A 22,454-nucleotide genomic window follows, 5' to 3' on the forward strand; every position below is an offset into this window, starting at 1 on the left:
ATTCCGAGCGCCCCCCGTGTACCTCTGCACCTTCACCGCGAAGGAGTCCCGACCATGCGGAAGTTCATCATCGACCTGGCCGAACGCACCGTCGCCACCTACGCCGTGGCGTTCCTCGGCCTGCTGCTGGCGGACGGATTCGACCTGACGTCGATCGGCGCGTTCAAGGCGGCGGCCGTGGCGGCACTGCCGGCCGCGCTGGCCGTGGTCAAGGGAGTGGCCGCGACCTTCGTCGGCGACCCGAACTCGGCCGCCCTGCTGGCCCGCCCCCACGACTGACCGGCCCGGCCCGGGTGCGCCAAGCCGGGAACTCCCCCTGGCGAACGGCCGCGGCAAAGGCGCCCCATACGGCGGCGGGGAAGGCGACAAAGCCTGCCCGCTCCAGGTGCTGGACGTCCTCGCCGCCGAGCGTGACGGTCATGAAATGCGGACTGGGCTGCTCGCTTCCCTGCACGGTCAACGACAGCATCCGCCGCTTGCGCGGGCGCTGGATCCGGGAGGCCACCGCTACCTCCACCGGGGACGGGACTTGAGCGTCACCGTGGTCATGCGACCACTGTCGGCGCGACGCTCTGCGCGAGACCACCGGTAAACTGACGCCCGATGCCGACAACCCGCCATACTTCACCGCTGCCCGCCGATGCAGACGAGGAGATCCTGAAAGGCGGTGCCTGGCTGCCGCACGGCTTTCAGCTCGATCCACACAGCCACGTCCACGGTCAGCTGGTCTACGCCGCCGCCGGCGCCTTGGTCACGGCGACGGAGCGCGGCACGTGGGTCGCCCCGGCGGACCGGATCACCTGGACGCCTCCGCGCTTTGCCCACTCGCACCGCTTCTACGGGCAGACCGACGTACGGCTGGTGTCCGTCCCACTCGACTTGTGCGCCGTGCTCATCGATCACCCCAGCGTCTTCGCGGTAAGCCCGTTGCTGCGCGAGGCCCTTCTGGCGCTCACCGACGAGCCAGAACGGCGGCCTGGCGCCCACCGGCGCCTGCTCGCCGTGATCGTGGACGAGTTGGCCGACGCCGCCGAGACCTCCCTCCACCTTCCCGAAGCGAGCGACGACCGGCTGCGCGCCGCCACCGACCTGCTGCGCGCGGACCCCGCCCGGCCTTGCACCCTGGCCGAGCTCGGCCAGGCGGTGGGAGCCAGCGAGCGCACGCTCAGCCGCCTGTTCCACGCCGAGCTGAGCATGAGCTTCCACCGCTGGCGGACCACGCTGCGCATCCACCACGCCTTGGCGCACCTGACCGACGGGATGACGGTGACGGAGACCACGGTCGCGTGCGGATGGTCCAATCCGTCCACCTTCATCGACGCCTTCACCGAAGTCGTCGGCCAGACCCCCGGCCGCTATCAGGCCGGCCTGCGCTTCCACGCGCGCTAGCCCCCACCCGGGCGGTTCGCGCTGGTCAGGTGCACAGCGCGCGACGCCAGAGCCAGCTTGGCGGGTTTCCGGTATCGGGTGTCGACTTACCAGTGGTTCGCGGCCCGCCGGGTCTTCCATAGTGGACAGCGAGCGAGCGCCGGCCCTCCGACCTCACGGCCGCCGCCGCGACGTACGCGCTCGGCGCGTACCGACCACTGCACGGATCATGAAGGGCTCGCACGCATGACTGAGACACACGACGACACGGCCGTCGTCATCATCGGGGCCGGCGTCGCCGGTCTGACTCTCGGCAACTTCCTGCTGCGCAACGGCGTCGACTGCGTCGTGCTGGAGAAGCACCCTCGCGCCTACGTCGAGAAGCGCCAGCGCGCCGGAACGATCGACACCTTCGGCGTGCGCCTCCTCCGCGAATGGGGCCTGGAGGAGGTCCTCGCAGGCGACCCCATCCCGTACAGCGAGGGCGGCTTCTACATCGACGGCCACGCGATGCCGATCGACGTGGACGAGGACAACAACGAGAGCCTGTACTGCCCGCAGCAGGTCCTGGTGCGCAACCTCACCGAGGTCTTCCTCCGCGAGGGCGGTGACCTGCGCTACGAAGCCGCAGACGTCACCCTGGAAAACCTCACCCAGGGCCACCCCGTGGTGCGCTACCGGGACGCCGACGGTGCGGCGCGAGCCGTCGACTGCGACTTCATCGCCGGCTGCGACGGCTTCCACGGCGTCTCCCGCCGCTCCATCCCCGCCTCCGCGCTGACCGAGTACTCCCACGAGTACGGCTACTCCTGGCTCAGCGTCCTGGCCGCCACCGAGACCAAGCCCTCGGGCATGGCGATCCACGAACTGGGACTGGCCGGGATGATCCCCCGCGGCCCCGAAGCCAGCCGGATCTACTTGCAGTGCGCGGTCGACGACACCCCCGAGCAGTGGCCGGACGAGCGGATCTGGAGCGAGCTGGAGGCCCGCTTCGGCACGCCGCCCTCGCGCGGGCAGATCCTGTCCAAGCAGATCGTTCCGCTGCGCAGTGTGGTGTTCGACCCGATGAGCTACGGCAGCCTCTACCTCCTGGGCGACGCCGCGCACATCGTGCCGCCGATGAGCGCCAAGGGCATCCACCTCGCTCTGCACGACACCGAGGTCTTCGCCCGCGCAGTGATCCGCCACGCCAAGGAGGGCGACTCCGGCCTCCTCGACAGCTACTCGCAGACCTGCCTGCCACACATCTGGAACTACCAGGCGTTCGCCACGTGGATCACCGACACCATGCACAACGCGGGCTTCACCGGCTACGAGGGCGAGTTCAAGAAGCAGATCGCCCGCGCCGAGCTCCAGCGCCAGTTCGCCTCCGAGTCGGCAAACAAACTGTTCAGCGAGCTGACCGCCGGCACCAACTAGGGCGTGAAGGTCCGGGTCGGGGCGCGGGGGAGGAGCCGCGCGCCCGCGACACGCAGGGAACGCTACGTCGACGAACGGGCCCTTCCCGATAATGCAGGGGCCGCGCCCCCGGGCCGCGCACGTCCCCGTTCCCAGGAAGGCGCACGACCATGGAAGGCTCCTCCTCGACCGCGCTGGCCGACATCGCGACCATCCTGCTGATCGGGCTCGCCCTGTCGCCGCTGCGCACTCGCCTGCGTCAACCGGTGGTGGTCGGCGAGATCGCGGTCGGGGTGATCCTGGGGCCGAGCGTCCTCGGGCTGCTGCCGGGCGACCTCCCGCACGTCCTCTTCCCGCCCCAGGTCCGTGAGCACCTGTCGGTGATCGCCCAACTGGGCATCGCGCTCTTCATGTTCGCCGTCGGCTGGGAACTCGACCTGAAGCAGCTGAACGGGCGGGTCCGCACCGTGGTGGCGGTCACCGCGGCCTCCGTCGCCGTGCCCTTCGCCCTCGCGGTCGCCCTGGCGGCCGTCCTCGCGGCCAGGTGGCCCCGCCTCATCGGTACGGAGACGTCCCCCGTGCTGCTGGCCGTGTTCCTGGGCATCGCGCTGTCCGCCAGCGCGCTGTCGGTGCTCGCGCGCATCGTGGGGGAGAACCAGCTGCAGGCGACCCGCACCGGGGCCATGGCCACGGCCTGCGGGGCGCTCACCGAGATCACCGCCTGGTGCGGCGTCGCCTGCATCGCCTCCGTGGCCCGGAGCGGCGGCTCGGACCACGTCCTCCTCTCGCTCGCCGAACTCGCCTGCTACGCGGCGGCGATGGCCTTCGTGATCCGCCCGCTGCTGCGGCGCCTGCTGCGCCGGCCGGTCCGCGCCGACGGACATCCCCTGCTCGTCCTGCTGACCCTCGGCAGCGGGATCCTGCTGTCCGCGTGGACCACCTCGTGGCTCGGCATGCACGCCGTGATCGGCGCCTTCGCCTTCGGGCTGGCCATGCCGCGCGACGCCGCCGAGGAACTGCGGCACGCCGTCGAGGCGCCGATGCGCCACGCGGGGGCGCTGCTGGTGCCGGTCTTCTTCGCGCTCACCGGGCTGTCCGTGGACATCGGCGGGCTGGGTTCCGGAAGCCTGGTCGCGGTGGTGGTGTTCCTGGTCGTCACGTGGGGCGGCAAGTTCGCCGGCGCCAGACTGGGTGCCCGGCTGATCGGCGTGCCGCGCGGTGAGGCCACGACGGTGGCGGTCCTGCTCAACACCAAGGGCCTCGGCGAGGTCCTCATCCTGACGCTGGGCCGTGACCTCGGCATCATCGGCGACCGGCTGTTCACCGTTCTCCTCGTCACCGCCTTCGCCGCGACCCTGCCCGTCAACCCGCTCGTGCGGCGCCTCATCCGCGCTCCTGACGCCCGTCCCGGGACCGGGCCGGTCGCTCTGCCCCGTCAACAGCAGGACGCCGCCGCGAGATCGGGCATCGAGGAGGCCAGCGGCGCGTGACGCACCGCGAGACCCGGAGCACCGGTGGGGTGGAGACTTCCTGCGCCTGTCCGACCGGCATCACCGCTGAGATGACCTCCGGTGTCTCAATGAAGTCTCATTATTAGCCGTTGCCTGGCGGCGGTTCTCGTGTCTCCGGCTACGTCGGCAGGTGGCGGTAGACCGTCGCCCGGGAGACTCCGAGTGCCGCCGCGATCTGCTCGGCGGTGCGGCCGGCCGCGTGCAGGCGCCGGGCGGTGTCGACCATCGCCGGGCTCATCGCGCTCGGTCGGCCGCGCCGCTCACCGCCGACGCGCCCAGGGCCGGCGGCGGGCGGTTCGGGGCCGTCCAGCAGCCGGTGCACCCCGGCCAGGACGCAGGCGCGCAGGTCCTCGGGCGGGGCGTCGGCGAGCAGGATCACCGGGTCGGAGAGCATGGCGATCGTCTGGGCGGCGCGCACCCGGGCGACGAAGTCCGGGTGGGGCCCCGCCACCAGGACGTTCGCGCGCATCATCCCGTCGCGGAAGCGCGTGAAGCCCGGGCCCGAGAGGCCCGGCGCCGCGTCGTACAGGCTCATCCGCAGCAGGTCGCGGTGGCGCAGCCAGACGTCGAGCAGCCCCTCGATCGCCGCCCAGCGGACTGCGGCCGGATCCGGCGGGCCGGTGGGCGCCAGCGCGGCGTCCAGGTCGTCCAGCATCGGTTCGATCAGCGCGCCGAGGATGTCCGCCTTGCTGGGGAAGTGGTACAGCACCGCGGCCTTCGTCACGTCCACCCGCTCGGCGATCCCGCGTACCGAGGTGGCGTGGTAGCCGTGCGCGGCGAACTCCTCCAGGGCCACCGCAAGGATCCGTGCCCGGGTGTCGGGGTTCTCGGCAGTCATACGGGGAGCCTAGTCGCTGCCCCTTGCCTGACCAGCGGTCAGGGCGTAGCGTCGAATTACTGACCGATGGTCAGTCCGGGAGCGCCGACGCGACCGCTGACCGGCGACGGCTGCCGCGAGTCGGCCTGACCGCGATCAGGCGATGACACGCGATCAGGCGATGACAGAAGGAGCGTCCATGAACGCCTCGACCAAGACGGCCGATCGCACCGTGCTGATCTCCGGGGCCGGCATCGCCGGACCGACGCTCGCCCACTGGCTGGCCCGCCACGGCTTCCAGCCGACCGTGGTCGAGCGGGCTGCGGCCGTGCGCTCCAGCGGCAGCCCGGTCGATGTCGCCGGTCGCGCGATGGAGGTCGCCGAGCGGATGGGGATCAGGGACCGCCTCCGTGCGGCCGCCACCCAGGTGACCGGTGTGGGCTTCTACAACGGCGCGGGCCGCCGGGTGGGCAGGATCGACCTGCGGGGCCTGTCGGGCGCGGCCCGGGCCGACACGGTCGAGCTGCCGCGCGGCGATCTCGCCGCGATCGTCCACGAAGCGAGCCGGGACGACGCCGAGTTCGTGTTCGGCGACTCGATCGCGAGCCTGAGCCAGGACGAGGCGGGTGTCGACGTCACCTTCGAGTACGGCCGCCCCCGCCGCTTCGCCCTGGTGGTCGGCGCCGACGGCCTGCACTCCGCCGTCCGCCGGCTGGCCTTCGGCCCGGAGTCCGGGTTCGTCCGCCACCTGGGGATGTACGTGGCCACCATGCCGTTGGCCGGGGCGGCGGGCGACCTGCGGGAAGTGGCGATCCACAACGCGCCGGGCCGTGCTCTCTGCGTGCATCCCGGATGCGGCAGGCCGTTGGCCGCGTTCATGGTCCGGTCCGCCGCCGTGCCGGACTTCGACCACCGCGACACCGAGCAGCACCGGCGACTGCTGACCGCCGCGTTCGCCGGGATGGGCTGGCGCGCGCCCGAGGTGCTGGCGCAGGTGCGCGAGAGCGAGGAACTGTACTTCGACGCGGTGAGCCAGGTCCGGCTGCCGCAGTGGTCGCGGGGCCGGGTCACGCTGCTCGGCGACGCCGCGTCCTGCGTGTCGCTCTTCGGCGGCGGCTCCAGCCTGGCCATGGCGGGCGCCTACAGCCTGGCCGATGCCCTGGCCGCCGATCCCGCCGACCACCGCGCGGCCCTGGCCCGCTACGAGGCCGCGCACCGGGGGCTGGTGGACCAGGCCCGGCAGTCCGTACGAGCGGCCTTCGCGCTGCTCGTCCCGGCCGGCCGCGGCGGCATCCTGGCCAGGAACCTGGCCACTCGGCTGTCGCCGGTCGTGCTCGCGACAGCCCGGGCCGGGAGTGTGCTCAAGTCCCGTGCCACACGCGGGGATTACTCATGACTGGGCCCGATCTTCCTTCGTTCGGCCGGCTGCGCGCAGGCGGCATCGTACGAGTGGACATCGCAGGCCGCCTGGCCGTCGTCGACCACTTCGAGGACGCCGTCACCACCATGGCGGCAGCCGGTGTGAACCGTTCGTGGGGGACCGGCCGTATCCACCGGTGAGGTGGCGACCGGGCGATGTCGCCCAGTCAGCTCGTGCCTGGTGCGGCCGTGTTGGCGGGGGCGGCGGTGTCACGGCGCGGAACCGTGCGGCACCGCGCGTCATGTCCCGGAAAGCTCGTCACCGGCCCTCGCTGCCCATCGATTTCGGAGAAACTCCTTTGCGCAACAGCAGGTTCACCTCGGTCCTCCTGGCCGGCGTCACGACGCTGGCGGCCCTCGCCGTCGGCGTCGGCCCGGCGGTCGCCGCCCCGTCCGAGCCGGTCGACGTGCCGTCCGACCCGGCCGCCGTCACCGCCTTCCCGGACGCCTTCCCGGGCGCCTTCCCGGGCGACCAGGACGTCGAGGTCTTCGCCGAGGACGGCGCCATCAGCCGGACCAAGGTCCCTTCGGCGTCCCCCTTCGTCGCCGAGCAGTCCATGAGCGTGGACGCCGCCGGGGCCGCTGCCGGGGACGGCGCCGTCACGAAGGTCGTCAACAACGGGAGCACGGACAGCAAGCTGGACGTGGTCATGATCGGCGACGGCTACACGGCCTCGGAGCAGGACAAGTTCCGCAAGGACGCCGCGGCGAAGTGGAAGGACATCAGCGCCGTCGAGCCCTACGCCACCTACCGCAAGCTGTTCAACGTGTGGGCCGTGGGCGCGGTCTCCGCACAGTCGGGGGTCTCCGGGGACCCGAAGCAGAACACCGTCCGCAAGACCGCCCTCGGCTCGCACTTCTGGTGCAACTCCATCGAGCGGCTGCTGTGCGTGGACGTCAAGGCCGTCGATGCCTACGCCGCGAAGGCCCCGCAGGCCGACCTCGTGATCGTCGTCGCCAACACCGCCAAGTACGGCGGCGCCGGCTACGGCAGCACCCAGTCGCCGCTCGGGTACGAGGGCATCGCCACCGTGGCGGGCGGCAACGGCGCGTCCGGGCAGATAGCGGTGCACGAGACCGGCCACTCGCTGGGCAAGCTCGCGGACGAGTACTGGGCCGACGGGGCGGGGCCCTACCAGGGCGCGGAGCCCGGGCAGCCCAACATCACCACCCTGAGCGCCGACCGGATGCGCCAGGACAAGACCAAGTGGTACCGCTGGCTCGGCAAGACCTCGCCCGACGGCGGCAAGGTCGGTGCCTACCAGGGCGCCAGCAACTACCCGTCCGGCCTCAACCGGCCGACCGACAACTCGGTGATGCGCTCGCTCGGCCGTGAGTTCAACCTCCCCGGCCGCGAGGCGATGATCGCCGGCTTCTACCGGCGCGCCTCCACCCTCTCCAGCGCCACGCCCGTCACCACCCGGCTGACCGCGACCGACCGCCTCACCGTCGACCTCCCGGTCTCCGGCACCAAGCTGCGGTGGTACCTCGACGGCAAGGAGGTGACGGCCCTGCGCGACCGCAAGACGATCGCCGTCTCCGACCTCGGCCCCACCGGCCCTAAGCCCGCCGCCCACGAGCTCAAGGCCGTCGCGAACGACCCCACCTCGGCCGTCATCGACCCGGCCCTGACCCCGGCGCTGACCCGCAGCCTGGTCTGGAGCGTCACCCGCTGACCACGGGGCGTGGCCCGTCGTGCCCGGCCCGTCGTGTCCGGCCCCTCCTGCCCGGCCGGGACGGGAGGGGCCGCGCCCACGGCGGAAGCCGCACCGGCCGGAGGTCGCCCCGGCCGGGCCCGCACCGGCAGGGGCCCGCGAGGCCCGGCCGGTGCTCGGCCCGGCCTTCATGCCGACGGCGATCTACCATGGCTGGGAAGGCTTCGTCTCCAAGCCCGCGCCACAGCGGCGGGGAGGTCGGCATGGCGTTCGACACGACGGGGTTCGAGCAGGCGGACAGCGGCCGGTACCTGCCGATCTCTGAGCACGGCCTGATCGGCGACCTCCGGACGACCGCCCTGGTCGGCACGAACGGCACCATCGACTGGTACTGCTGTCCGCGCTTCGACGCGCCCAGCGTGTTCGGGGCCATCCTCGACGCGGACCGGGGCGGATCGTTCGAGCTGGCCGCGGACGTCCCGACCCGCACCCGGCAGTTCTACTTCCCCGACACGAACGTGCTGATCACGCGCTTCTTCGCCGCGGACGGCGTGGCGGAGATCCAGGACTTCATGCCCGTGGCCGACGAGTCGCCCGAGGTCGCCCGGCACCGGCTGATCCGCCGGCTGGTCTGCGTCCGGGGAATCCTCCCGTTCCGGGCGCGGATCGCCCCGCGCTTCGGCTACGGCGCCGAGGCGCACACCGTGTCCCTCGAAGGCCACGTCGCGGTCTTCCGCTCCCCGTCGCTCACGCTCGCGCTGACCGCCACCGCGCCGCTGGAGACCGACGGACTGGACGTGTGGTCGCACTTCAAGCTCCTGGAGGGCGACTCCGTCGTGTTCGCCCTCGACCAGATCGGCGACGACGTCCCGGCCCGGTCGTGTCCGCGCGCCGAGGCGGAGGAGCAGTTCGAGGCGACCGTCCGGTTCTGGCGCCACTGGCTGGCCGGGTCGCGCTACCAGGGGCGGTGGCGGGAGATGGTCCACCGCTCCGCCCTGCTGCTCAAGCTGCTCACCTACGCGCCGACCGGCGCGATCGTCGCCGCACCCACCACCAGCCTGCCCGAGCAGGTCGGCGGCGAGCGCAACTGGGACTACCGGTACATGTGGGTCCGCGACGCCGCCTTCTGCGTCTACGCCATGCTGCGCCTCGGGTTCACCTCGGAGGCCGAGGCGTTCATGGGCTTCCTCTTCGAGCGCATGCGCGACACCGCCGCGAACGGCCCGTTGCAGATCATGTACGGCATCGACGGGCGCACCGAGCTGCCCGAGTACGCGCTGCCGCACCTGGAGGGCCACCTGGGCTCCGCACCCGTCCGGGTCGGCAACGCCGCCACCGGCCAGCTCCAGCTGGACATCTACGGAGCCATGATCGACTCCATCTACCTGTACGACAAGTGGGGGCAGCCGATCAGCAGCGACGGCTGGGAGGACGTCGGCATGGTGGCGGACTGGCTCTGCGACCACTGGGACCAGCCCGACGAGGGCATCTGGGAGACCCGCGGGGGCCGCAGGAACTACGTGTACTCGCGGTTGATGTGCTGGGTGGCGCTGGAGCGGGCGATCCGGATGGCGAACCGCCGCGGCCTGCCGGCCGACCTGCCCCGCTGGCGGCAGACCCGGGACGCGATCTACCACCAGATCATGCGGCGCGGCTGGTCGAGCGAGCTGGGCGCGTTCGTCCAGTCCCTGGACGACGGCGAGCTGGACGCCTCGCTGCTGATGATGCCGATGGCCAAATTCATCTCGCCCACCGACCCCAAGTGGCTCTCCACCCTGGACGCGCTCACCAAGGGCCTGGTCTCCGACTCCCTGGTCTACCGCTACAACCCGGCCACCAGCCCGGACGGCCTGAGCGGCTCGGAGGGCACCTTCTCGATCTGCTCCTTCTGGTACGTGGAGGCACTGGCCCGCGCCGGCCGCCTGGAGGAGGCCCGGCTCGCCTTCGAGAAGATGCTCACCTACGCCAACCACCTCGGGCTGTTCGCCGAGGAGATCGGCCCGACCGGCGAGCAACTCGGCAACTTCCCGCAGGCCTTCACTCACCTGTCGCTGATCAGCGCGGCCTTCAACCTCGACCGCGCGCTGGGCTGAGATTGCGTCAATTCGGCTGGATCCAGCCCCTGTTCGGCTCCCTTTCTGCTGCTGTCCGGCTCCCGTCCGGTTCCCGTTCGGCTCCCGTCCGGTTCCCGTTCGGCGGGAACGAGCAGGTCGCGGATGAGCTGAGGTGAATGGCGACATCTTGTCGGCTCACATCCGTTGACGGCCCCAGGTGGCACTGCAATGCTCATGACCAAACCTGCGCAACATCTGAGCAGTGCCATCACCCTGTCATCACGGAAAGGGTCCAACCCTCATGCGCCGTACCGCTGTTGTCATGATGACCACGCTGCTGGCCTCCGCCGCGGCACTCACCGTCCCCGCCACCGCCCAGGCCGCATCCGCCGCCGCGCGCCAAGCTGCGCCCGCCACCGCCCAGGCGGAGCAGTCGAGTTCGGGCGCGTCGCTGGCCGGCGGGTGTAACGCCATCGCCACCGGCGGCGGCCAGGTCATCGGAACCTGTACGGACATCAGCCCCCTGCAGATCTGGCGCGTGCAGGCGCAGTGCCAGTACTACGTCAACCACACCGGCCCGTACATGCGCATGGCGATCGGCGGAGCCGTCGTCGGCAGCGGGATGAGCACCGCCATGTGCAACTTCGGCGACACCGTCATGTTCCCGCAGGTCGTCTTCCTCGGGACGGTGCCGCCGCCGGTCTCCGGGCCGCAGGGCCAGATCAGCGGCTACGCGAGCAAGTGCATCGACGTCCAGGGCGGCGAGAACAAGAACGGCACCGCGGTCCAGATCTACGACTGCAACGGCACGAACGCCCAGAAGTGGACCGTCGGGGTGGACGGGACGCTGCGCGCCCTGGGCAAGTGCATGGACGTGCAGGGCGGCGGCACCGCCAACCACACCATGATCCAGCTCTACGACTGCAACGGCGGCGGCGCCCAGCAGTGGAAGGCCCAGTCCGACGGCTCGCTGCTCAACCCGCAGTCCGGCCGCTGCCTGGACGACCTGGGCTTCGCCACCAACAACGGCAACCAGCTCGGCATCTGGGACTGCAACGGCGCCGACAACCAGAAGTGGAACCTCCCGCACTGACCCCCCACCCGCATGACCGGGCCGGCCGTGAGCGCCCCCCACGGCCGGCCCGAGGGGGCCCCTCGAATCCCACCTCCGGAGCCACGGGGTCCGGAAGCTGGATTCCCGCTGACAGCTCGGCTGCTGGTGGCCGGTGGTCCCGTTGTGCGGCATACCGCACAACGGGACCACCTCTTGTCGGCCACAAATAGTCTCGCCTATAAGCCAGTTGCCCACGCTGGCGACGGGGGTGTCATACCCCGACCTGGAGGTCGACACCTTTCCGAAGGAGAGAGAAGCACGCGTTCGATTGAGCCCGTGTGGGCACCATGGCGGCTTCCGAAGACCCGGATGTCTCCCCAGAGATCACGCCATGGGCCCGAATCCGGGCCCATGACTGACCGAGCACCAGAACTAGCGGGATACGACGGCATGCCCCAAGGTCAACCGGGCGTTCCCGTCGACCAAGGACCACGCGAACGTGGCACACGGGACGAAGGAGCAGCACCAGAAAGTCCTGGCCTCCACCGACGACGGCATCCCCCCAACTGCCGGGAGGGCCGGAAGCCGTCGCCCAGGTAGCGAGCCGACCAAGATCCCCCTGATGCCGACAACCCCCACCCGGAGGCGCGAGGCGGAAACGGCCTGCGGGCCGGGGAGCCGGGCCTGGAGCGATCCCCGCGAGCGCGGGGCCGACGACTTGAGCGCGGAGGTGTCGCTGGTCTGGCCAGAGCGATCCCCGCGAGCGCGGGGCCGACCCCTCCTGCTGGTAGCCCGCCCACCGGGCAAGGGAGCGATCCCCGCGAGCGCGGGGCCGACGCGAGCGGACCCCGACTCGGTAGACCGACAGCGGAGCGATCCCCGCGAGCGCGGGGCCGACCGGTGACGGGATGTCACGGTGTCGAGCCCCACTGAGCGATCCCCGCGAGCGCGGGGCCGACGTCCGACGTAGACCAGGTCCGTCCCGTCGCCGGGAGCGATCCCCGCGAGCGCGGGGCCGACAGCTCGGCCAGCAGCAGGCGGCTGATCTCACGGGAGCGATCCCCGCGAGCGCGGGGCCGACGAACCGGTGTGCCGCCGTGCGCGTCGGTGAGTGGAGCGATCCCCGCGAGCGCGGGGCCGACCCGTGGGGAAGTAGTCGGACCTCCAGCGGCCGGGAGCGATCCCCGCGAGCGCGGGGCCGACGCCATCCTCAACCACCGCGAACCCTGGGACCAGGAGCGATCCCCGCGAGCGCGGGGCCGATGCCGCCGGTGAGGGCGTTGACCTCCTCCGCCGCGAGCGATCCCCGCGAGCGCGGGGCCGATCGGTGATGCCGGACAGGAGGGTGGTCCGGGCGGGAGCGATCCCCGCGAGCGCGGGGCCGATCTGGTGTGCTCGTGGTGGACGCACAGCCGCCAGGAACGATCCCCGCGAGCGCGGGGCCGATGCCCGGCCCGGCCAGCGCGAGGTGGCGCCGGCCGAACGATCCCCGCGAACGCGGGGCCGATACTTCCTGACCTGCGGTGAATAGCGGCTGAGGGGCTTGATTGGTTCAGTTCGATCGGTAGAAGTCCCGTCGAACAGCCGATGCGTTGTTGCCATCTTTCCTTGCCCCAGGGCTGATTGTCAGTGTCGTGGCCTGACTCCCCGAAGCGTACCCGCGCGTGGAGATTGAGACGATGATTGAGGACCGCTGGCAGCGGTACCTGCCCGAGGTCAGGGGCTGGCTGGGTGCGCTGTGGGGTAAGTCCGCCGGGCGGGTTGGGGGTCTGCCGCAGAGCAGCCCACGCAAGTGTGTTGCCAGCAGCGTGAGTTCGGCGATGGCAATGTGCGGAACAATCCCTGCGAGCGCTGGGCCGACGAGACTGTGAGCAGCTGGGTCCGGGTCAGGTCGGAGCAATCCCCGCGAGCGCGGGGCCGATGGCCGGGAGTTCGTTCAGCCAGCGGCACGCAGCGAGCGATCCCCGCGGGCGCGGGGCCGGTATGGCGTAGGTGGCGCTCAGAGTGTGCTCCCGGCTGGTCCCTTCGGGCTGCGGTGGGTCAAGCCTATCGAACGGATGCTCTATAAGTGGCGGCATATCGTACAGACTTTTGATCATGATCCGGTCGGCATCAAGGGGTGCCTGCCCCGTACCACCCGACGAACAGCAGATCCGCGACCGGCGAGACGTCGGGGCCCGGATTCTCTCGCTCAGGCGACAGGCGGACCCCATGCAGGAGCGGCTTGGGGAGCGCGCCGGACTTGACCGGCGCACGATTGGGCGGATCGAGAACGGCCTCGCACCTGCGACGCTCGACCAACTCGGCGCCATCGCGCGGGCAATCGGCGTGCCACTCTGGCGCCTGGTCCGCGACGAGTAGCCCTGGCCGGCCATCGGGCCGGTCAGGGCCTTGACCTGCTGCTACTCGTCTCGAAGCGGCTCCATGACGAACCCGAGCCGCGGGGGTACAGGCTCGCCGTCGGGACGTTCGAGCAATGGCCCGAAAGCTTCGAAGTCCTGCTGCCGGTAGCACGCGACCAGGTCTGCGTACCGCGGATCGATCCACTCCATCGGATGCCTCCTGCTCGTGTGCCGGCAGCCTACGCGTTCCGAGTCCGCTATTCAGCGGGCTTGGTGCAGGGCTTCTCCGGTTTCTTCATCGGCCTGATTGAACAGCTGGGCGAGTGCTGACAGCTCGCCGCTACGGTCACCAGGCTGTCGTCCGTCGGCGGCCGCCACAGTTCCTGGTCGACCTCGAAGCCCGCCTCCCGGATGGCAGCCTGGGTCTGCTCCATGATGTCCTGGTCGAAGTTGCCCGGGTCGAATCCCGGGCTGTGGTGCACGAACCGGCCCTCGCGCTCGCACAACTCGGCGTACGCCTCGGTGTGGACGAGGAACGCGTGCCAGCCCTCGTCCACGATCCTGGACGGCGCCATGGCCAGGTGCGGGCGGCGGGCGCCCACGACCACGAACGCGATGGCCTCCCGGGTGATCCGGGTGGTCATCGCGACGTCCATGCCCTCGTTGTTGGAGAGCACGGTGGAGATGGCGGAGTCGAACGTCGCCGTGCTCACGAACTGGTCCGGAGCGGTCGGGGGCGGCGCCAGCGCCGGGGTGGGTTCGGGAATGATCATGGTAGTGCTCCTCTCGGTGTGTCGAGTGGTGCAACCTCCTGGGCCGACGTCGTCGTCAGGCTCGGGAGGGGACGGAGGGTTGATCAGGGCGTTTCGACCTGATCGCGAGGGGCTGGTTCGGGCCACGGGTGGGAGATCCGCTCGGCAGGTTGTGAACGCAGGGGCACCCCGATCGGCCGCAGAGGCATACCAGCACCCGAGCACCGCACTCGTCCCACAGGCCGCCGGGACACCCGTGGTGGACGCCGAGTTGGCACTCTGCGCTGACGTAGTGCCCGGCCCGGGCTGTGTCCAGAGTGATGACGATGCCGGACGGGACGTCCGGTCTGGCGATCATTGCGGTTCCTCCAGTTCGGCCCAAACGACCACCGCGCCAGTTGCGTCCGTGGATCCCCATGAGGTGCAGGACTGCACGATGGCCAGGACATCAGCCCAGCGTTCGACTGATTCGTCGACAGGCGCGGGGACGCTCAGGCGCACTACTCCAGCGTTGGGGCGCGTAACGCGTACGTGGGCGCCTGTGGCCTGACCGAGCGCAGCCTTCACGGCTCCTGCGCACATGCCGATCTGCACCGATCCCACAGTACATGTAAGGATTAGGTCTACACATACAGCAGGACCTGGCCGCATACTCTGTCACCCACCGAGCACGGAACGTAGGAGGACATGCATGGCAGGCGACGCCGAATCCCCCTACCTCCGCATCGCAGACCACATCCGCGAACGGATCCTCACCGGCCAGCTCGCAGCCGGAGCCCAGTTGCCGTCTCTCGCTGCACTGCGTGAGGAATTCGGCTACTCCCACGGCGTCGGCCAGAACGCCTACCGGCTACTCGAATCCGAGGGCCTGGTCGTCGCCCGCCATGGCCGCGGCTACTACGTCCGCAGCCAGGAACCGCCCACCGTCCTGGTGCGCCGTCAACGCGTACCCCGCGGCGACGGCGGCCCGACGGAGGCCACCCTCGCCAGACAGGGTGTCGCCGGTACTTGGCGGCACGAATCTCAGCCTCGTGCCGCCGAGGCCCGCATCGCGGCCCGGCTGGAAATCCAGCCCGGCGATCCGGTGATGCACACGACCTACGTGTACCTGGCCGACGGAGACCCGGTGCAGCTCGCAGAGAGCTGGGAACCGATGGCCACCACTGGCGGCAGCTTGGTTGTCCTGCCCGAGGCCGGTCCACACGCTGGTATCGGCGTCGCCGACCGCATGGCGATCATCGGCATCGACGTGGGCGTGCCCGTTGAGCGCGTGAGTGCCAGGGCTGCCACGCGACCTGAGGCTCAGACCCTCGGCGTTGCACCCGCTGTCCCGGTGATGGCAATTGAACGGACCTACTACGACCAGGCCACCGGGCGCCCAGTTGAGACCGCAGACATCGTGCTCACCTCGCGCTGGGTTGCTGAGTACGGGCGCGCCCCACGTTCCTGACCTGCATGGTCCGATGCCGGTCGTACGGTGGCGGCATGGCCGGTACGCCGACGGACGGTCCTGGTATGAGCCGGACGCGGACGGCGTGTGGCAGTGGACGCACGACACCCCGTAACGACGAAGCGCCCCCGCCCGGCCGAAGCCGAGCGGGGGCGGAGCGATCCCCGCGGGCGCGGGCCGACAGGGCGCCCCGACTCCGCAGCGCCGCAAGCTCGGAGCGATCCCGCGTGTGCGGGGCCGACCGGGTGTCGCGCAGGAGTATCTCCCCGGCCCGGGAGCAATCCCCGCAGGCGCGGGGCCGATTCCCAGCCCTCGGAGGTGAGGAGCTCTCGGGCGGAGCAATCCCCGCGGGCGCGGGGCCGATACCCCGTACGGCGCCCACCGCAGGCCCTCGGGGGAGCAATCCCCGCGGGCGCGGGGCCGATAACGTCCTCGATCCCCTGCAGACGATCGAGCTGGAGCAATCCCCGCGGGCGCGGGGCCGATCCCGGAGCCGCGCCGGTCAGCCGGCTGAAGGAGGAGCAATCCCCGCGGGCGCGGGGCCAATCCACACCAACCACAGGAGTCACCACCGTGACCGGAGCAATCCCCGCGGGCGCGGGGCCGATTTGCGCTTGATCAGCTCATCATCCAGGGCCGTGGAGCAATCCCCGCGGGCGCGGGGCCGATGATCTTGGCGGGCTCACGGTGGCCGCGGAGAAGGAGCAATCCCCGCGGGCGCGGGGCCGATGATCTTGGCGGGCTCACGGTGGCCGCGGAGAAGGAGCAATCCCCGCGGGCGCGGGGCCGATGCTTTTTGACCTGGGGTGATTAGCGGTCGAGGGGCCTGATTGGTTCAGTTCGATTGGTGGAGGATCCGTCGAACGGCCGATGTGCTGTTGCCATCTTTCCTTGCCTCAGGGGCGGTTGTCGGTGTCGTGGCCTGAGTTCTCGAAGCGTACTCGCACGTGGAGGTTGAGGACCGTCGGCAGTGATACCCGTCCGAGGTCAGGGGCAGCCTGTTGCTGTCGTAGATGCTGGACGCTGGGGCAGTGGCCGAGATTATTCGGGGCCGCTGCCTGCCGATGGTGACGTGGCGGCGCCTGAATGGTCTTGCGGGGCCAGGTCTGTTCGCCTGGTTGTGCGGGATGCGCGGCTGAGGAGGTTGTCCGCCGGGTGGTGTTCATGTGGGACAGGTGCGCGGCGGGTGCTGCTGGGCGGAGCGAAGTGGGGCGGGGCAGGTCGCCGGTTGCCACGGTGAGTGTTGCTGGCCTTGGGGTAGTCGGCCCCGGGCATGGGGAAGGTCGTAGAGCTTCAGCGCCGCCGCAGTGAGGCCTGGAAGTCGGCGCGTGGGAGCACGGCTATCAGGGGGAGTTGCCACTTACCGCGGTGGAGACCGTTCTGGTGTGTGGAGTTGGTCCTCGACGGGGTGCGTCGGATGGGCGGGCCCGGACCGAGCAGGTGATGTGCTCGGCCCCCACCGGCGCTGGGCGGGTGGGGGCCTGCCGGCGTCAGTGCAGCAGCAGCCGCAGGCTGAGCAGCCCGCGGTGTCGTGGGTTCTCCTGCCATTGCGCGGCCTCGGCCGGTTCGGCCAGGCGCAGGGCGGGGAAGCGGCGCAGCAGTTCGGTGAACGCTACCTCGGCCTGGAGGCGGCCGAGTTGTGCGCCGAGGCAGTGGTGGATGCCGTGGCCGAACGCGAGGTGTCGGGTGGCGTCCGGGCGGGTGATGTCGAAGCGGTCGGGGTCGGTGAAGACGGCCGGGTCGCGGTTGGCGGCGAGCAGGGCGATCTGGACGAACTCGCCGGCCGGGATCGTGGTGCCCGCGATGGTCACCGGCTCGGTCGTGCGGCGCAGCGAGGCGATGCTGAACGGGCTCTCGTAGCGCAGGACTTCCTCGATCGCGCCGGGAAGCAGTGCCGGATCCGCGCGCAGCGCCGCGAGTTGCTCGGGGTGGCTGAGCAGAGCGTGGATGCCGTTCGCGATCAGGTTGACGGTGGTCTGGTGGCCGGCGATGGCGAGCAGGAACGCCATCGAGGTGATCTCGGTCTCGGTCAGCCGGTCGCCGTCCGCCTGGGCGGCGAGGAGTTCGGAGATCAGGTCGTCGCCCGGGTGGGTGCGCTTGTGGTCGACCAGGGCGCGCAGGTAGTCCGCCATGCCTTCGGCGGTCTCCACCGAGACTTCGCCGTCCGCTCCGCCGTCCGCCTCGCCGTCCGCCTCCGGGCCGGCATCGACCGCGTTGCCCCGCACTTGGAGGTTCTCCCGTTCGGCCTGCGGCGCGCCGAACAGCTCGAAGACCACCGCGAGTGGCAGCGGCAGCGCGAACTCGCTGATCAGCTCGACCGGGTCGGGCCCGTCGAGCTGGTCCAGCAGTGCGCCGACGTGGCGCTCGACCATCGGTCGCAGGGTCGCCACCTGCCGCGCGGTGTAAGCCTGTTGGACCAGCTTGCGCAGTCGGGTGTGCTCCGGGGGGTCGGAGTTGAGCATGTGCGACATCAGGTCGCGGCCCGGGCCGCCCTCGGAGTTCCCGACGTGTCGGGCGAACGCCTCGGTGACGGCCTTCTTGCTCAGCCGGGGGTCGGTGAGGGCGGCCCGGCACTCGGCGTGGCCGGTGACGACCCAGCCTTCGAGTCCGGCCGCGCCGCCGAACCGGACCTTGCGGGCGCCGCCCTCGCTGCGCCAGCGGCGGTACGCGGCGTGCGGGTCGGCGTAGAACTGGCCGTCGGCGAGCTCCGGTTCGGTGGCGCTGTGTTCGGTGGCGCTGTGTTCGGTGCGTATGTGTTCGGCGTGCATGTGATCAGTGTGTATCGCGTGGCTTCAGGACGCGGACCTCGCTGACGCCGAGCAGGCCGAGCAGTGGCACCTTGGCGGTCCGCTGCTCGGGGTCGACGACCAGGCCGGCCGTACGGATCTGGTCCAGCAGCAGCTCGGCGAGCGGCATCACCATGTGCCGGCCCCAGCAGCGTTCGGAGGAGTGCCCGAACGGCAGGTAGCCGGGAGTGCTGTCCGGGTCGAGGTGGTCCCAGCGCTCCGGGCGGAACTCGTGCGGGTCCTCCCACAGGGCCGGGTCGCGGTGCGAGAGCAGCGGCAGGACGAGGACGTCGTCGCCCGCGCCGATCCGCGGGTCGATCGCGGGGTACTCGGGCGAGGCGCGGCGCAGGATGTTCCAGGACGGCGGCAGCAGGCGCAGCGACTCGAAGATGATGTTCCGGTTCGGCGTGCTGTCGTCGAACGGCGCGCCGAGCCAGAGCGCGTTCGCGACCAGGGTGGAGATGGTGAAGCAGACCGGTGCGGCGGCTCGGCGGTACATGCCGAGCGCGTACCGTCGGTCCTGGTAGTTGGCGGCCTTCGCGGTGAGCTTGCCGAGTTCGGTGAGGTCGTCGCCGGGCTTGGGCCTGCCGGGCAGTGCGGCGCCGGCCGAGATCACCAACCAGGTGAGCAGGGGCGTCAGTTCGAGGTTGCGGCTCATCAGGATCCGCAGCCGGCGCGGGTCCCGGCCGAGGATGAGGTCGCGCAGGAAGAGGTGTCCGGTGAGCGGCCACGGGCCGGACAGGTCGATGTTCGGCGGCAGCGGGGCCTTCAGTGCCTCGCGCACGTCGCTGCCGATCGTCCGCGTCACCGAGGACGCCTCGGTGCGGGTGATCGAACGTCCGTGCAGCGGTTTGAAGGTGGGCCGTTCGATCTCGGTGGCGCGCCGGGCGGCGAGGATCCGGTCGGTGAGCTCGGGCCCGGCGACCCCGATCGTGTCGGGTTCGAGCCGGACGGCGTCCTTGCCCAGATGGTCCCTGAGCAGGGCCTCAAGCCGGGGGGAGAGCACGGTGGTTCGCGAACGGGCGGAGGCGGGGGAGAGTGCCATGTGATGTCTCCGAGACTTTGCCGGGACCGGTCTCCGCCCCCGCCCCGGGCCCGATCTCCCGGCGGAGGCCGCGAGGGGGGCAGGGGCGGGGGCGGATCAGCTGTTCAGGTACCGGAGGTACCGATCAGCCGGCTTAGTACCAGATGTACCAAGCGCTGGCCTTCAGGCTCTTCTTGGCGAAGGACGCGTCACGGATGGCGAACAGGATCTTCATCTTTGGGTCTCCCTTTCGTTACCAGGTGGCTGAGCGAACGTAAGCCGACTCTGCAGTCGCCCTACAGACGTAGACACGCAGCCGGCTCCCCATCAGGTTCACTGTCGGGGGAGGTTCTTGTCGAGAGGCTCGGGGAGGTGGGGGGATTTGCCAGCGGATTTCCTGATTCGCCCCCCCCCGGCTTTCCTGGTTCGCCCCCCCCGGCGGCTGACGGTGTCAGTCGCCGGAGCAGTCCGCGCACCGTCGCGGGCGCAGCCCGTCGAGGATGATGCCCAGGTAGCGGCGCCAGTCGGTGACCCCGGCCTGCACGACGTGGCAGAGGCCGATGTAGAGCGGTGACACGTCCGCGACGGTCAGGTCCTCTCGCACCGAACCCTCGGCCTGGGCGCGCTTGAGCACCTTGTCGGTGAGTTCGTTGAGTTCGGCGATCGCCGCTGCGTCGAACGTGCTGCCTCCGACCATCGCGGTGACCGTCTCCGCGTAGCCCCGGTCCTGTTCCTGCATGGTTCCGCAGAACTCCAGGGAGCGGGCGAGGCCGTGCCAGGGGTCGGGGTCGGGGAGCACCTCGTTCCTGAGGAAGTCCAGGGTCTGCTGGAACCGGTGCTCCACGATCGCTTCCGCCAGCGATTCCTTGGTCGGGAAGTGGCGGTACACCGTCCCGACGCCCACCCCGGCCCGGCGGGCGATGTCGCCCATCTGTGCGTCCCGCCCGGACTCGGAGAAGGCGGCTCGGGCGGCGTCGAGCACCTTGAGCCGGTTGCGGGCGGCGTCGGAGCGCAGCTTGCCGCCGGTGGGTGTGCTGGAACGGGAAGGGGGAGGGGAAGGGGTGTTTGACAAGGGGAACCGCGCCTCCGTATCGTCGCCATCCGGAACCGTGAGTCCGATTCCGGTTACCACTTTAACCCACAGGAGCGTATCCCTCCCATGGCCGTGCCTCCCACTTCCTCCTTATCGACCTCGACCTCGACCTCCTCCCCGGATCCTCTCCGCTGGAAGGCGCTCGTCGTCCTGGCCGTCGCCCAGTTGACGGTGGTGCTCGACGCCTCGATCGTGAACGTCGCGCTGCCCTCGATCCAGCGGGACCTGCACTTCGCCGACTCCGACGTCCAGTGGATCGTCAACGCCTACGCACTCGCCTTCGGCGGCTTCCTGCTGCTCGGCGGCCGGACCGCCGATCTGCTCGGACGGCGGCGGGTGTTCATGACCGGACTCGGCCTGTTCGCCGCCACGTCGCTGCTCGGCGGTCTCGCACCGACCGCGGGCCTGCTGATCGCCGCGCGGGTGGGGCAGGGCCTCGGCGCCGCGATCATCGCGCCGGCCGCCCTGTCGATCGTCACCACGACCTTCACCGAAGGCGCCGAACGCAACAAGGCCCTCGGCATCTGGGGCGCGCTCGCCGGAGCGGGCGGTGCCATCGGCGTGCTGCTCGGCGGTGTGCTCACCCAGTGGGCGGGCTGGGAGTGGGTGATGTTCGTCAACGTGCCGATCTGCGTCGTGGCCGCCGTCCTCACGCCGGGGTTCGTCCGCGAGAGCCGCGGCCACGAGCGCACGGGCATCGACTTCGCCGGTGCCGCACTGGTCACCGGCGGTCTCAGCGTGCTGGTCTACGCGCTCGTGGACGCCGAGCGGGCGGGCTGGGGTTCGGCCAGGACCATCGGGCTGCTGGGCCTCGCGGCCGTCCTGCTGCTGGTCTTCGCCCTGGTCGAACTGCGCCTCGTCAAGCACCCGGTGATGCCGTTGCGGATCTTCCGCAACCGCAACCTCTCCAGCGCCAACGCGGTGTCCCTGCTGGTGGGCGCCGCGCTGCTGTCGATGTTCTTCTTCATCTCCCTCTACCTCCAGCAGGTGCTCGGCTTCTCCGCGCTGGAGGCCGGACTGTCCTATCTGCCCTTCTCGGTGGCGAGCATCGTCGCCGCCGGTGCGGCCTCGCAGCTGGTGACCAAGGTCGGGCCCAGGCCCGTCCTCGCCTGCGGTCTGGCGCTCACCGCGGTGGGGCTCCTGCTGTTCACCCGCATCCCCGCCGACGGCACGTTCGCCGGGGACGTGCTCCTGCCCTCGGTGGTCGCGGCACTCGGACTCGGGTTCTCGTTCGTGCCCGTGACCATCGTCGCCGTCTCCGGTGTGACACCGCAGGAGTCGGGTCTCGCCTCCGGCCTCATCAACACCACCCAGCAGATCGGCGGCGCGCTCGGCCTCGCCGTGCTCTCCTCGGTGGCCAACGCCCGTATCAGGGAGCTCCTTGAGGGCAAGCAGGCCGGTGGCCCGGCCACGGCCGACGCGATGACGGAGGGCTTCCGGCTCGCGTTCGCCGTCGGGGCGGGCTTCGCCCTGCTCGGCGTGCTCATCACCCTGCTGGCCGTACCCAGGGGCGAGCGTTCCGTGCGCGAGGACGTGCCGGTCACTCCGGTCTGACGAACGGCGGCCTCCGGACGCGCGACCGAACGGCGGCGACCGAACAACGGCGACCGAACGGCGGCCTCCGGACGCACGAAGGCGCTCACCCTGCCCTCGACGGCTACGGGGTGAGCGCCCTCGCGTGCTCCCTGTACGACGGTGCGCGGCGTTGTACGGCGGTGCCTCGGTAGGGAC

At 70.8% G+C, this 22,454-nt stretch carries 18 protein-coding genes and 2 CRISPR repeat arrays; of the genes, 12 read left to right on the top strand and 6 right to left on the bottom strand.

Annotated features, from left to right (window positions below):
- Window positions 1-54: 54 nt before the first annotated feature.
- The 4 genes from AC07AL_RS13465 to AC07AL_RS13480 all read left to right on the top strand — a co-directional run bounded on the left by AC07AL_RS13465 (window position 55) and on the right by AC07AL_RS13480 (window position 4,256).
- A complete protein-coding gene (locus AC07AL_RS13465; RefSeq protein ID WP_350880880.1) occupies window positions 55-279 on the top strand; it encodes a holin in 225 nt (74 codons plus the stop codon).
- 324 nt (window positions 280-603) lie between these two features.
- A complete protein-coding gene (locus AC07AL_RS13470) occupies window positions 604-1,389 on the top strand; it encodes an AraC family transcriptional regulator (protein WP_363588785.1) in 786 nt (261 codons plus the stop codon).
- A gap of 225 nt (window positions 1,390-1,614) precedes the next feature.
- The gene (locus tag AC07AL_RS13475) at window positions 1,615-2,787 is read left to right on the top strand and encodes a 4-hydroxybenzoate 3-monooxygenase (protein WP_363588783.1); all 1,173 of its coding nucleotides are present in this window, start codon (window positions 1,615-1,617) and stop codon (window positions 2,785-2,787) included.
- Window positions 2,788-2,936: 149 nt separating this feature from the next.
- Window positions 2,937-4,256, top strand: coding sequence for a cation:proton antiporter (locus AC07AL_RS13480; RefSeq protein ID WP_363588781.1), 1,320 nt, complete (start codon window positions 2,937-2,939; stop codon window positions 4,254-4,256).
- Window positions 4,257-4,395: 139 nt separating this feature from the next.
- Here AC07AL_RS13480 and AC07AL_RS13485 read toward each other — a convergent pair whose 3' ends face one another.
- Complete coding sequence (locus tag AC07AL_RS13485) at window positions 4,396-5,115, bottom strand: TetR family transcriptional regulator (RefSeq protein ID WP_363588779.1); 720 nt, start codon at window positions 5,113-5,115, stop codon at window positions 4,396-4,398.
- Window positions 5,116-5,293: 178 nt separating this feature from the next.
- Here AC07AL_RS13485 and AC07AL_RS13490 point away from each other — a divergent pair, with 178 nt between their 5' ends.
- The 6 genes from AC07AL_RS13490 to AC07AL_RS13515 all read left to right on the top strand — a co-directional run bounded on the left by AC07AL_RS13490 (window position 5,294) and on the right by AC07AL_RS13515 (window position 13,637).
- A complete protein-coding gene (locus tag AC07AL_RS13490; protein ID WP_363633463.1) occupies window positions 5,294-6,490 on the top strand; it encodes an FAD-dependent monooxygenase in 1,197 nt (398 codons plus the stop codon).
- Complete coding sequence (locus tag AC07AL_RS13495; protein WP_363633465.1) at window positions 6,487-6,654, top strand: hypothetical protein; 168 nt, start codon at window positions 6,487-6,489, stop codon at window positions 6,652-6,654. Before AC07AL_RS13490 ends, AC07AL_RS13495 begins: the two co-directional genes overlap by 4 nt.
- A gap of 158 nt (window positions 6,655-6,812) precedes the next feature.
- Window positions 6,813-8,189, top strand: a complete 1,377-nt coding sequence (locus AC07AL_RS13500; protein WP_363621531.1) for a M64 family metallopeptidase — start codon at window positions 6,813-6,815, stop codon at window positions 8,187-8,189.
- Between the two features lie 242 nt (window positions 8,190-8,431).
- Window positions 8,432-10,261 carry a glycoside hydrolase family 15 protein gene (locus tag AC07AL_RS13505; RefSeq protein ID WP_363588771.1) on the top strand — a complete coding sequence of 610 codons (1,830 nt, stop codon included), beginning with the start codon at window positions 8,432-8,434 and terminating at the stop codon, window positions 10,259-10,261.
- A 283-nt stretch (window positions 10,262-10,544) separates the two neighbouring features.
- The gene (locus tag AC07AL_RS13510; protein ID WP_363588769.1) at window positions 10,545-11,315 is read left to right on the top strand and encodes a ricin-type beta-trefoil lectin domain protein; all 771 of its coding nucleotides are present in this window, start codon (window positions 10,545-10,547) and stop codon (window positions 11,313-11,315) included.
- A gap of 648 nt (window positions 11,316-11,963) precedes the next feature.
- Window positions 11,964-12,784: a CRISPR direct-repeat array (repeat unit 28 nt; unit sequence GAGCGATCCCCGCGAGCGCGGGGCCGAC).
- A 589-nt stretch (window positions 12,785-13,373) separates the two neighbouring features.
- Window positions 13,374-13,637, top strand: coding sequence for a helix-turn-helix domain-containing protein (locus AC07AL_RS13515; RefSeq protein ID WP_478317449.1), 264 nt, complete (start codon window positions 13,374-13,376; stop codon window positions 13,635-13,637).
- 238 nt (window positions 13,638-13,875) lie between these two features.
- Here the strand turns inward: AC07AL_RS13515 and AC07AL_RS13520 are convergent, their stop codons facing one another.
- Window positions 13,876-14,391, bottom strand: a complete 516-nt coding sequence (locus AC07AL_RS13520) for a glycine-rich domain-containing protein (protein ID WP_478317450.1) — start codon at window positions 14,389-14,391, stop codon at window positions 13,876-13,878.
- A gap of 670 nt (window positions 14,392-15,061) precedes the next feature.
- Here AC07AL_RS13520 and AC07AL_RS13525 point away from each other — a divergent pair.
- Window positions 15,062-15,820 carry a GntR family transcriptional regulator gene (locus AC07AL_RS13525; RefSeq protein ID WP_478317451.1) on the top strand — a complete coding sequence of 253 codons (759 nt, stop codon included), beginning with the start codon at window positions 15,062-15,064 and terminating at the stop codon, window positions 15,818-15,820.
- Between the two features lie 274 nt (window positions 15,821-16,094).
- Window positions 16,095-16,611: direct repeats of the CRISPR family, unit length 29 nt; unit sequence GGAGCAATCCCCGCGGGCGCGGGGCCGAT.
- Window positions 16,612-17,310: 699 nt separating this feature from the next.
- Here AC07AL_RS13525 and AC07AL_RS13530 read toward each other — a convergent pair.
- From AC07AL_RS13530 to AC07AL_RS13545, 4 genes are all read right to left on the bottom strand, one after another.
- The gene (locus AC07AL_RS13530) at window positions 17,311-18,588 is read right to left on the bottom strand and encodes a cytochrome P450 family protein (RefSeq protein WP_478317452.1); all 1,278 of its coding nucleotides are present in this window, start codon (window positions 18,586-18,588) and stop codon (window positions 17,311-17,313) included.
- 4 nt (window positions 18,589-18,592) lie between these two features.
- Window positions 18,593-19,651: a cytochrome P450 gene (locus AC07AL_RS13535; protein WP_363588662.1), complete on the bottom strand. Its 1,059-nt coding sequence runs from the start codon at window positions 19,649-19,651 to the stop codon at window positions 18,593-18,595.
- 133 nt (window positions 19,652-19,784) lie between these two features.
- Window positions 19,785-19,865: a tryptorubin family RiPP precursor gene (locus AC07AL_RS13540; protein ID WP_224285092.1), complete on the bottom strand. Its 81-nt coding sequence runs from the start codon at window positions 19,863-19,865 to the stop codon at window positions 19,785-19,787.
- A gap of 216 nt (window positions 19,866-20,081) precedes the next feature.
- The gene (locus AC07AL_RS13545; protein WP_363588660.1) at window positions 20,082-20,702 is read right to left on the bottom strand and encodes a TetR/AcrR family transcriptional regulator; all 621 of its coding nucleotides are present in this window, start codon (window positions 20,700-20,702) and stop codon (window positions 20,082-20,084) included.
- Window positions 20,703-20,789: 87 nt separating this feature from the next.
- Between AC07AL_RS13545 and AC07AL_RS13550 the strand changes: the two genes are divergently transcribed.
- On the top strand, window positions 20,790-22,277 hold the full coding sequence (locus AC07AL_RS13550; protein ID WP_478317453.1) for an MFS transporter: 1,488 nt from the start codon (window positions 20,790-20,792) through the stop codon (window positions 22,275-22,277).
- Window positions 22,278-22,454 lie beyond the last annotated feature (177 nt).

This window comes from Kitasatospora sp. NPDC043949 (assembly GCF_056435365.1).